Below are 9466 nucleotides of genomic sequence, written 5' to 3'. Positions count from 1 at the left end.
GTCCTGGAGGACGACGACGCCGTCCGCCCCGCCTTCGCTTACGAACTGGTGCCCGATGCCGTCCCGCCGTCCGCCTGAGCCCCCCGCCATGACACCGCACCTCGACACCCACCCCGACGCCCGCCCCGACCCCGGCTCCCGCCAGCGGGCCCTCGTCCGGCGCTCGCCCCTGATCCTCGCGGCCGTCGTCCTCCTGGCCGGAGCCGCCGTCCTCGCCGCCCGGGGCGACGCCGAGGCAGCCGGCCTCAGCGCGCAGATCGCGATGGTCGTCCCCGTGACGATCGCCGTCGAGCGCGCGGCCCGGGTCCGCCTGCCCACCTCCCTGCACGCGATGTATGCGGCTCTCCTGCTGTCCGCCCCGTGGCTGGGCGCCGCACTCGGGCGCTACGCCGCCTGGCCGTGGTGGGACGTCCTCGTGCACTTCTTCTCGGGCGTGCCCATCGCGCTGGGGGCCATCCTGCTCCTGGGCGTCGCCGCCGCCCGCCGGAGCCTGGTCATGCCGCCCGGGCTCGAGGCCCTCACCGTGGTGGGGCTGCACTCGCTCGTAGCCCTGGCGTGGGAGGTCGCCGAGTTCACCGCGGACCAGGTGCTCGGCGCCCAGACCCAGAAGGGCAACACGGACACCATGACGGACCTGATCGTGGGCACGCTGGGGGCGCTGCTCGTCGCGCTCGTGCTCTACGCGCACCGCACCCGGGGATGGTTCCCCTGGCTGGCCCGCTTCGCCGGGGCTCGGACGGACCTCGCCGGGGGGCCGGCGCAGCCGCCGCCGGCCTGAGCCCGCGGCGGCGTCGCCTCAGTGGGCGACGCCGCCGGCCCGGGCCGCCGCCCACCCCTCACCGGCCCGCGAACGCCTCCACCCGCCGCACGGCCTCCGGGTGCTCGGACGCCGCCGCGATCGATGCGGCCTCCTGTCGCACGTGCGCGCGCAGCGCCTCGACGTCGGCCCCGCGCGCCAGCGCCTTCGTCGGCCCATAGGTGTGCGCCGGACCGGCCACCAGCTCGTCCTCGAGCTCCGTCAGGCGCGCCGCGAACGCGTCGCCGGCCACCGCCTCGGTCGCCAGGCCCCACTCCACGGCCTCGGCCCCGTTCAGGCGCCGCCCGCCGAGCAGCAGCTGCGTCGCGCGCACCGGCCCCAGCACCCGCGGCAACCAGTAGGACACGCCCGTGTCCGGCGTCATCCCGAGCGCGGAGAACGCCGTCACCAGCTGCGCATCCTCGCGCACCAGCACGACGTCGCCGCCCAGCATGAGCCCGAGCCCCGCCCCGGCGGCCGTCCCGTTGACGCCGGCCAGCACCAGCAGGCGGGAGCCCGTCAGCGCCACCGCGACCTCGCCCGCGGCCTCGCCGAGCTCCTGGATCATCGCGCGCCGCTCCGGCCCGGCGGGGGAGGCGGCCATGGCCTGGACGTCCCCGCCGCCGCAGAAGATCCGCCCCGCGCCGGTCAGCGTGAGCACGTGCACGGACTCGTCCGCCTCGGCCGCGGCGATCGCCGCCAGCACCTCGCGTGCCATCGTCAGTCCGAGCGCGTTGCCCTTCGCGGGCCGGTTCAGCGTCAGCCGCACGACGCCGGGCCGCGCCTCGACGAGGACGGCCGGGGCGTCGTCGGAGGACGAAGGGGTGGGTGCGGTGCTCATGTCAGCTCCTGGGGTTGGCGGGTGCGGTGCACGGGTGCCGGCCACGAGAGCGGCCGGCCGGGCATGGGGTGGGTGCGCGATCCGAAGCGCGCCGCCCGCAACGCGGCGTACAAACGCACCACGTTCAGCGTCTGGGACCTCTTCCGCTGAGCCTGTTCCTCACGCGGGCTGGTCCGCCTCGTCCTCGTCATGCCCCTCTACGCTGTGGATCAGGGCCCGCAGGAACGCGGCCGCGCCGGCGAGCTCGGCCGGGGTGAGGCCCTCCACCGCGGCGAGCATACTGCGGTGCATGGCGCCCAGGGTGGCGCGGACCTCGTGGTCCGTCTTGGCCGTCGGCTCCACCACCACGGATCGGCGGTCCTGTGGGTGGGGTGCCCGTCGGGCGTAGCCGTCTCGGACCAGTCGGTCCACCAGGGCGCTGGCGGAGGCCGGGGTGATCTCCAGGGCGCTGGCCAGATCCCGCTGACGGACCTTGTGGCCGCGTCGGTCGGCCTCCAGCAGGTAACGCAGGGCTGACAGGTGGGTCTCTCCCATCCCCATGCTGTCCCGGGTGCGGGCGCGCATGCGCCGTTCGGCCTCCCGGTAGCGACGCAGCAGGTCGAGCACGTCCACCGGTTCGATCTCCCGGGCGCCGCGGGTGTACCAGTAGCCCGACGTCGGTGCGCCATCCGTGCTGGTCAGCGTGGTGTGCTCCTCACCCATGCGCTCTCGAACCTCCCTGTTCGCGTCACCCCGAGAATTTGGTTAGTCTGCCTAACGGATAGTTAGACTAACATTTTCCAGGTCACGGCGATCTCTGTGAGGGGGCGCCCGGGCCGCGGCGAGAGGAATGTCATGACAGCAACACTGGAGGCCCCCCAGACCATGGGGCAGACCCTGTCCGCCGTCCCGCCCGTCCTCGAGTCCCCGGCGCCGCAGCCCGCCGCCTTCCGTCAGCGCTGCACCCGCCTGGCCATGAGTGCCACGCGGGCCGTCACCGTGTTCCCCGAGGTCGCCGAGGCCAGGTTCGCCATCACCGGCACCCCCTCCGCCCCCGCGCTGGAGGTGGACTGCATCCTGCGGGACGGAGAGGACACCGCGGCGGTCATCGAGACCATCACGGTGCACCTCGTCGAGGACCTCGAGGAGCTGCTCGGCGCACGGTTCCACGAACGCCGGCTGGAGCTGGTCGTGGACCGCAGCCTGCCCTGGGTGGGCGTGGGAGTCGTCTCCGAGCCCTGAGGGAGGCGCTCACGCGAACGCGCTGTACCCCGTCAGGTCCCGGCCGAGGATCAACGCCTGCACGGACTCGGTGCCCTCGTAGGTGTGCAGCGCCTCGACGTCGGCGAAGTGCCGCATCACCCGGTGCTCCAGGAGGATGCCGTTGCCGCCGAGCATGTCCCGGGCGGTCTGCGCCACCCGCCGCGCACCCCGGGTGCAGGCGTACTTCAGCAGGGAGGCCTGCTCGTCACGCAGCCGCCCGGCCGCCTGCAGGCGGGCCACGGCCACGCAGCGGGTCTGCATCGCGGTCACCTCGTCCAGCATCTGCGCCAGCCGTTCCTGCACCATCTGGTGCGCCCCCAGCGGCTTGCCGAACTGCTCCCGCTGCCGGGCGTAGGCCAGTGCGGCCTCGAACATGGCGGTCGCGTGGCCCAGCGCGGACCAGCCCACGTTCACGCGGGTGGCCACCAGCACGCGCGCGGCGTCCTTGAACGTCGCCACATTCGGCAGCCGCGCGTCGTCGCCGACCCGCACGTCGGTCAGCGTGATCTCGGCCTGGTGGATCGCCCGCAGCGCCCCCTTGCCCGTGATCACCTCGGCCTCGTAGCCGGGCGTGGACTGCTCCACCACGAACCCCTTGACCTGCCCGTCCTCGGTGTCCCGGGCCCACACGATCGTGATGCCCCCGGCGGCCCCGTTGCCGATCCACTTCTTGGCGCCGTTCAGCACCCAGCCGCCGGCGCCGTCGGGCCGCGCGGACGTCTCGAGGGAAACCGAGTCCGAGCCGTGCAGCGGCTCCGTGAGCGCGAACCCGCCCGGCAGCGTGCCGCGCGCCACCGGCTCGAGGTACCGCTCCTGCTGCTCCGGGCTCGCGCAGTGCACCAGGGCGCGCAGCACGAGCCCACCCTGCACGGCCGCCGCGGCCGCCATCGAGCCGTCCGCCCGGGAGATCTCCATCGCCACCAGGCCCGCGGCCAACGGGGACATCACCGCGTGCCCCGGCACCTCCAGCCCGTCGGTGAGCAGGTCCAGCTCACCTGCCCGCGCCACCAGGTCCAGCGGGTACTCCCCCCGGTCCCAGTGCCCGTCGATCCGCTCGAGCACCTCCCGGCCGTAGGCACGGGCGCGGTCCCAGTGCGCGCGGTCCTCCTCCGTCGCCTCCCCGAACGCGTCCAGATAGTCGATGTCCAGGGGCGTGACGACGTCGTAGTCCGGCGCGCGCATCAGCCCTCGCCCTGCGTCCGCTCGGCGCGCAGCGCGCGCTTGAGCAGCTTGCCCGACTGGTTCCGCGGCAGCTCCGCCACGAAGTCCACGCGCTTGGGCACCTTGAAGCCCGCCAGGCGTTCCTTCACGTGGGTGCGCACGGTCTCCGCGGTCAGCTCGACGCCCTCCTTGAGCACGACGACGGCGGTCACCGCCTCGATCCACCGCTCGTCCGGCAGGCCGATGACGGCGACCTCGGCCACCTCGTCGAGCTCGTAGATCGCGTCCTCGACCTCCCGCGGGGCGACCAGGACGCCGCCCGTGTTGATGACGTCCTTGATGCGGTCCACCACCTGGATGTAGCCGGCCGCGTCCTGGGTGACCTGGTCGCCGGAGCGGAACCAGCCGTCGTCGGTGAAGGCATCCGCGGTGGCATCCGGGTGGTTCCAGTAGCCGGAGAGCAGCTGCGGCGAGCGGTACTGGATCTCGCCGGGCTCGCCGGGCGCGGCGGGGGCGCCGTCGGCCGTCATCACCCGCGCCTCCACGTGGAACACGGGGCGGCCGCACGAGGCCGGCCGCGCGTCGTGCTCCTCGGGGCGCAGCACGGTGCACAGCGGGCCCAGCTCGGACTGGCCGAAGCAGTTGTAGAAGCCGATGCCCGGCTGGCTCTGGCGCAGGCGCTGCAGCACGGTCACCGGCATGATCGAGGCCCCGTACTGGGCCTTGCGCAGCGAGGAGAGGTCACGCGTGGCCAGGTCCGGATGGTTCGCCAGCGGCACCCAGACGGTGGGCGCCAGGAACAGGGAGCCGATGTGCTCGGTCTCCACGAGCTCGAGCATCCGGGGGATGTCCGGGGCGGCCAGCAGGCGCACCGTGGCGCCGAGGCTCAGGTAGGGGAGCAGGAACACGTGCATCGCGGCCGAGTGGTACAGCGGCATGGCCACCAGGGGGCGGTCCTCGGCCGTGAAGTCCAGCGCGATGATCGAGGAGAGGTACTCCGTGATCAGCGCCCGGTGGGACATCATGGCGCCCTTCGGCGTGGACGTGGTGCCGGAGGTGTAGAGCAGCTGCGCGAGGTCCGTGGCGGTCACCGGCACGTCCGGGGCAGTCGCGTCCGCGGCCTCGTCCCGCGCGGTCTCCAGGAGGGAGGGCTCGGCGTGGCCGGCGGGGAGCATGGTCCACACGTGCCGCAGAGCCGACGCGCGGCCCTCGGACCGGACCTGGTCGACGCGCTCGAGCATGCCGGCGTCGGCCACGAGCAGCTCCGCACCCGAGTCCTCGAGGGCGTGCGCGAGCTCGCCGCCCTTGAGCGCGAAGTTCACGGGCACGTGCACGTAGCCGGCGGTGACGCACGCCAGGAACAGCACCGCGTAGGCGTCCGAGTTCGCGCCGTACGCCGCCACCCGCGTGCCCCGCGGCAGGCCGGTGGCCAGCAGGCGGCGGGCCACCCGGTGCACGCCGTCGAGCAGCTGCGCGTAGGTCCAGTCCCGGTCCTCGAAGCGCAGGGCCACGGTCTCGGGGTGGCGGGCCGCAGCCCGCGTGAACAGGCGGCCGATCGTGTCCTCGGGCGAGGGGGAGCCGGCGGTCGGGGCGGCGGGCGAGGTCTGCTCGGTCATGGGGTCCTCCAGGTCGGTGCGGGACAGGGGGTGAGGGGGCGGGGTGCTGGGGGTGAGGGCGATGGGGGAGGGGGGTCTCGATCGGCGAGTGCAATCTTTTCTCCCGGAGAATCGATGGCATTCTTCCGACGACGGCCTCGCCGCCGCCTCGGGTGAGGACGGTGCCGTCAGAGCCGCTCGATGACGGTGACGTTGGCCTGGCCGCCGCCCTCGCACATGGTCTGCAGGCCGTAGCGGCCGCCGCTGCGCTCGAGCTCGTGCAGCAGGGAGGTCATCAGGCGGGCGCCGGTGGCGCCGATGGGGTGGCCCAGGGCGATCGCCCCGCCGTTGACGTTGACCTTCGCCGGGTCCGCGCCGGTCTCGGTCAGCCAGGCCAGCACGACGGCGGCGAACGCCTCGTTGATCTCCACGAGGTCCATGTCGTCGATGGTCAGGCCCATACGGTCGAGCGCGTACGCCGTCGCCGGGATCGGGGCGGAGAGCATCATGACGGGGTCGGCGCCGCGGGCGGAGAGGTGGTGGATGCGTGCACGCGGGGTGAGGCCGTGACGACGCACCGCCTCCTCGGAGGCGAGCAGGAGGGCGGCCGCGCCGTCGGACATCTGGGAGGCGGTGGCCGCCGTGTGCAGCCCGCCGGGGACGATCGGGTCGAGCGAGGCGATCTTCGCGGCGTCCGGGGTGCGGGGTCCCTCGTCCGCGGTGAGACCGGCGAGAGGCAGGATCTCACGGTCGAAGCGACCGTCGGCCTGGGCGGCGAGCGCACGCTCGTGGGAGCGCACCGCGAACTCCTCCAGGGCGTCACGGTCCAGGTTCCAGTGCCGGGCCATCATCTCGGCCCCGCGGAACTGGGAGATCTCCTCGTTCCCGTAGCGGGCGGCCCAGGACTCGGAGCCGGTGAACGGGTCCGCGAAGCCGAACTCTGCGGCCGCCCGGTTCGAGTGGGAGAGCGGGATCGCGCTCATGGACTGCACGCCGCCGGCGACCACCAAGTCCGCGGTCCCGCTCATCACGGCCTGCGCCGCGTAGTGCACGGCCTGCTGGCCCGAGCCGCACTGGCGCTCCACCGTGGTGCCCGGGACGTCCTCGGAGAGCCCGGCCGCGAGCCAGGCGTTGCGCGCCACGTCCATGGCCTGGGGGCCGAGCTGGTCGATGCAGCCGAGGATCACCTCGTCGTACTCCGCGGAGTCGATGTCCTGCCGGCCCACGATCTCGCGCAGGGGAGCGGCCGCCAGGTCCAGCGGATGCACCTGCGCCAGGCCCTTGCCGCGGCGTCCCACGGGGGTGCGGACGGCGTCGATGATGTAGGCCTCGGGCATGGGGCTCCTCCAGGAGGTCGGGGCGACTGTGGCCCTGATCACGCTAGCCCCGGCTCCCCGGCCGGACAACCTCGCCGGGGCATCATGGACCCATGCGCGCCGACCACCGCTTCGAGGCCACCCTGGACGAGGACCTGGAGGCCGCCTCCGCCTCCGCCCTCCACCACCGCCTCGTCACCGAGATCCCGCCGCTGACGGACACGCAGCTGCGGGCCTTCCGCCGGGCCCGGATCGAGATCCGCGCGGACCACGTCCCCTCCTTCGACACCGGCCTCACCGGCCTGCGCCTGGTGGTGGCCGCCGTCGCCCTGGGCCTGAGCGCCGCGGCCCTGTACAACGTGGCCCCCAACGGCATCGTCCTGGTGTGGGCGGTCGTGGCGCTGGCCGTGGTGCTGCTGCTGGCGATGCTGGGCATGACCCTGCTGCACGGCCGCAACCGGCGGCGCTCGCAGACGCTGGAGATGGCCGTCGCCCTCGCGGAGATCGTGGAGCCGCTGGGCGCCCGGCCGCGCGTGCGGCACTGAGTCGGACGACGGCGTCGCCCGCCTCCGCCTGGCGGCGTCCGCATTCCGCGGAGGCGTGCCCGCCTGCCCGGGGGCGGCGGGGGAGGGTCAGTGCTCCGTGCCGTGCTCCAGCGCGTCCTCCGCGGCCTCGTCCACGCTGCGGGTGAGCGCGGTGAGGAACTTCGCGACGGCGGCCAGCTCGTCCGGGCTCAGCGACTCGACCGCGTCCAGCATGCTGCGGTGCATGCGGCCCAGGGTGGCGCGGACCTCGTCGTCGGTGCGCGCCGTGGTCTCGATGATCACCGACCGACGGTCGGCCGGATGCGGGGAGCGGCGCGCGTAGCCGTCCTTGATGAGGCGGTCCACCAGGGCGCTGGCGGAGGCGGGGCTGATCTCGAGCGCGGCGGCGAGGTCGCGCTGGCGCACCAGTCGGCCGGCGCGGCTCTCGCGGAGCAGGTGGCGCAGGGCCAGCAGGTCCGTCTCGCCCATGCGCATCGAGTCCCGGGTGCGCTGGCGCATGCGCCGCTCGGCCTCGCGGTAGCCGCGCAGCACGTTGAGGACCTCCACGGGCCCGACGGAGTCGGGGGAGGCGAGGTACCAGTAGCCGCTCGCGGACGGCGCACGGTGGTCCTCGGTCATGGTCTCCCCTCCTGACATGTCGTGTTGTGATGGCCCGGCGGCCCGAGTATTGTTAGCCTATCGAACAGATAGAGACTCGAACAGTCTGGCCCGCTCCCATTCCCGGGCATCGGATGGGCGCCTCTCCGAGCATAGAGAACAGGAGCAGGGACATGACCGCGACGATGCACCCGCACGTGGAGGATCCCACGGACGGCCTCACCACCACCTCCGCCGACCGGGCCGAAGAGGTCGCCGCCCGATGGGCGCAGGAGGTCTGGATCGCCCGCGCCCGCCGGTTGGCGGCCAGCGCCGAGCGCGCCGTGCTCGTGTTCCCCGAGGTGGCCTCCGCGCGGTTCGCCGTCGACGGCGGCCCCGCGGCCCCGACCGTGGACATCGACTGCACCGTGCTGTCCGGCGAGGACACCGAGGCCGTGATCGAGACCATCACCTGCAAGGTCGTCGCCGACCTCGAGCAGCTCCTCGACGCGCGGTTCGCCACCCGGCGGATCAACGTCCAGGTGGCCGCCGAGCCCGTGGTCCCCGGCATCGGGGTGGTCGAGCTCGCCTGAGCGGGCCGTCGTGCCTGGTCAGGCCCCCCGGGGAGGGGTCTAGCGTGTGCGCGACAGGCGCCGCGTGCGCCGTCACCACGAAGAGGAGCCGTCCATGGCCGCCCCCCACACCCCCCGTCCCCACGACTCCGACCCTCACGACGCCCGCCGGGCCGCAGACGAGCACTCCGGCCACACGGACCGCGGCGGCACGCCGCCCGCCGAAGGGTCCGGCGTCGGCCCCACGAACCCGCAGATGGACGTGGAGCAGCCGGGTGAGCGCTCCACGGGCGGGATCGTCCTGTTCGCGATCATCGCCCTGCTGGTGATCGGCATCCTGCTGTTCGTCCTCGGCCGAGTGTTCGACCTGTTCGGCTGAGCGGGGCGGACCTCACCCTGACGGTGCCGCCCTCCCGCTCCACCGCGGAGAAGCGCCGGCCTCTCGAATCACCGCAGAGAAGCACGAGCTCTCCGCATCACAGCAGAGAGACGACATCACCGCCGGGCGGACCGGCGGTGATGTCGTTTTCTGCAGGTGGGTCTGGTGGCCTGGTGGCACCGGGGGACGGGTCTGCGGGTGAGCCGTCCGGCGGCGGGGGAGGCGCCTCAGCCCCGTGGGCTCAGAACCGGCCGCCGGTGGTGCGGCGCCCGCTGCGGGAGTTCATCGCGCCGCTGAGCAGTCCGCCCAGCAGGCCGCCGCCGCGGCTCGAGGAGCGGCCGGCGCCAATGCCGCCGAGTCCGCCCAGCAGGCCGCCGAGCCCGCCGGAGGTGCGGCCGTAGCCGCCGGTGGTCCGGCCGTAGCCGGCCTGGCCGCCGTAGCCC

Annotated in this window: 12 protein-coding genes; 5 read left to right on the top strand and 7 right to left on the bottom strand. The window is 73.9% G+C overall.

Features of this window, described 5'->3' with window-relative positions; genetic code table 11:
* Positions 1-88 precede the first annotated feature (88 nt).
* Positions 89-778, top strand: a complete 690-nt coding sequence (locus NWP10_RS08775) for a hypothetical protein (RefSeq protein WP_258300614.1) — start codon at positions 89-91, stop codon at positions 776-778.
* 58 nt (positions 779-836) lie between these two features.
* Here the strand turns inward: NWP10_RS08775 and NWP10_RS08770 are convergent, their stop codons facing one another.
* Together NWP10_RS08770 and NWP10_RS08765 are read right to left on the bottom strand one after the other, a co-directional pair.
* A complete protein-coding gene (locus NWP10_RS08770) occupies positions 837-1637 on the bottom strand; it encodes an enoyl-CoA hydratase/isomerase family protein (RefSeq protein WP_258300612.1) in 801 nt (266 codons plus the stop codon).
* A 159-nt stretch (positions 1638-1796) separates the two neighbouring features.
* The gene (locus NWP10_RS08765; RefSeq protein ID WP_258300610.1) at positions 1797-2339 is read right to left on the bottom strand and encodes a MarR family winged helix-turn-helix transcriptional regulator; all 543 of its coding nucleotides are present in this window, start codon (positions 2337-2339) and stop codon (positions 1797-1799) included.
* 132 nt (positions 2340-2471) lie between these two features.
* On the opposite strand from NWP10_RS08765, the gene NWP10_RS08760 reads away from it, so the two are divergent.
* Entirely contained in the window at positions 2472-2858 is a 387-nt protein-coding gene (locus tag NWP10_RS08760; RefSeq protein ID WP_258300608.1) for a hypothetical protein, read from the top strand.
* Positions 2859-2867: 9 nt separating this feature from the next.
* On the opposite strand, the gene NWP10_RS08755 is transcribed toward NWP10_RS08760, so the two are convergent.
* From NWP10_RS08755 to NWP10_RS08745, 3 genes are all read right to left on the bottom strand, one after another.
* Positions 2868-4061 (bottom strand): acyl-CoA dehydrogenase family protein, encoded by a 1194-nt coding sequence (locus NWP10_RS08755; RefSeq protein WP_258300607.1) that lies wholly within the window; start codon positions 4059-4061, stop codon positions 2868-2870.
* The gene (locus NWP10_RS08750; RefSeq protein ID WP_258300605.1) at positions 4061-5656 is read right to left on the bottom strand and encodes a fatty acyl-CoA synthetase; all 1596 of its coding nucleotides are present in this window, start codon (positions 5654-5656) and stop codon (positions 4061-4063) included. The genes NWP10_RS08755 and NWP10_RS08750 overlap by 1 nt, the downstream gene beginning before the upstream one ends.
* Before the next feature lie 167 nt (positions 5657-5823).
* On the bottom strand, positions 5824-6972 hold the full coding sequence (locus NWP10_RS08745; RefSeq protein ID WP_158492361.1) for an acetyl-CoA C-acetyltransferase: 1149 nt from the start codon (positions 6970-6972) through the stop codon (positions 5824-5826).
* A gap of 92 nt (positions 6973-7064) precedes the next feature.
* On the opposite strand from NWP10_RS08745, the gene NWP10_RS08740 reads away from it, so the two are divergent.
* Entirely contained in the window at positions 7065-7496 is a 432-nt protein-coding gene (locus NWP10_RS08740; RefSeq protein ID WP_017488780.1) for a hypothetical protein, read from the top strand.
* 87 nt (positions 7497-7583) lie between these two features.
* Here NWP10_RS08740 and NWP10_RS08735 read toward each other — a convergent pair whose 3' ends face one another.
* Positions 7584-8114, bottom strand: a complete 531-nt coding sequence (locus NWP10_RS08735) for a MarR family winged helix-turn-helix transcriptional regulator (RefSeq protein ID WP_258300602.1) — start codon at positions 8112-8114, stop codon at positions 7584-7586.
* Positions 8115-8266: 152 nt separating this feature from the next.
* Between NWP10_RS08735 and NWP10_RS08730 the strand changes: the two genes are divergently transcribed.
* Positions 8267-8665: a hypothetical protein gene (locus NWP10_RS08730; protein ID WP_258300600.1), complete on the top strand. Its 399-nt coding sequence runs from the start codon at positions 8267-8269 to the stop codon at positions 8663-8665.
* Between the two features lie 94 nt (positions 8666-8759).
* Positions 8760-9023 carry a DUF6480 family protein gene (locus NWP10_RS08725; RefSeq protein WP_258300599.1) on the top strand — a complete coding sequence of 88 codons (264 nt, stop codon included), beginning with the start codon at positions 8760-8762 and terminating at the stop codon, positions 9021-9023.
* 241 nt (positions 9024-9264) lie between these two features.
* Here the strand turns inward: NWP10_RS08725 and NWP10_RS08720 are convergent.
* Positions 9265-9466, bottom strand: a 202-nt coding sequence (locus tag NWP10_RS08720; RefSeq protein WP_258300598.1) for a hypothetical protein, incomplete at its 5' end; no start/stop codon positions are given.

This window comes from Micrococcus sp. HG099 (assembly GCF_024723355.1).
GTDB classification, from domain to species: domain Bacteria; phylum Actinomycetota; class Actinomycetes; order Actinomycetales; family Micrococcaceae; genus Micrococcus; species Micrococcus endophyticus.
Note: the sequence above shows the minus strand (reverse complement) of the source record. Positions and strands in the feature narration are given on the sequence as shown.

What these genes read in the sequence shown, in the direction of transcription:
- NWP10_RS08735 (WP_258300602.1), bottom strand. Translation starts at nt 8,114, where the DNA reads ATGACCGAGGACCACCGTGCGCCGTCCGCGAGCGGCTACTGGTACCTC.
- NWP10_RS08750 (WP_258300605.1), bottom strand. Translation starts at nt 5,656, where the DNA reads ATGACCGAGCAGACCTCGCCCGCCGCCCCGACCGCCGGCTCCCCCTCG.
- NWP10_RS08755 (WP_258300607.1), bottom strand. Translation starts at nt 4,061, where the DNA reads ATGCGCGCGCCGGACTACGACGTCGTCACGCCCCTGGACATCGACTAT.
- NWP10_RS08760 (WP_258300608.1), top strand. Translation starts at nt 2,472, where the DNA reads ATGACAGCAACACTGGAGGCCCCCCAGACCATGGGGCAGACCCTGTCC.
- NWP10_RS08740 (WP_017488780.1), top strand. Translation starts at nt 7,065, where the DNA reads ATGCGCGCCGACCACCGCTTCGAGGCCACCCTGGACGAGGACCTGGAG.
- NWP10_RS08775 (WP_258300614.1), top strand. Translation starts at nt 89, where the DNA reads ATGACACCGCACCTCGACACCCACCCCGACGCCCGCCCCGACCCCGGC.
- NWP10_RS08770 (WP_258300612.1), bottom strand. Translation starts at nt 1,637, where the DNA reads ATGAGCACCGCACCCACCCCTTCGTCCTCCGACGACGCCCCGGCCGTC.
- NWP10_RS08745 (WP_158492361.1), bottom strand. Translation starts at nt 6,972, where the DNA reads ATGCCCGAGGCCTACATCATCGACGCCGTCCGCACCCCCGTGGGACGC.
- NWP10_RS08725 (WP_258300599.1), top strand. Translation starts at nt 8,760, where the DNA reads ATGGCCGCCCCCCACACCCCCCGTCCCCACGACTCCGACCCTCACGAC.
- NWP10_RS08730 (WP_258300600.1), top strand. Translation starts at nt 8,267, where the DNA reads ATGACCGCGACGATGCACCCGCACGTGGAGGATCCCACGGACGGCCTC.
- NWP10_RS08765 (WP_258300610.1), bottom strand. Translation starts at nt 2,339, where the DNA reads ATGGGTGAGGAGCACACCACGCTGACCAGCACGGATGGCGCACCGACG.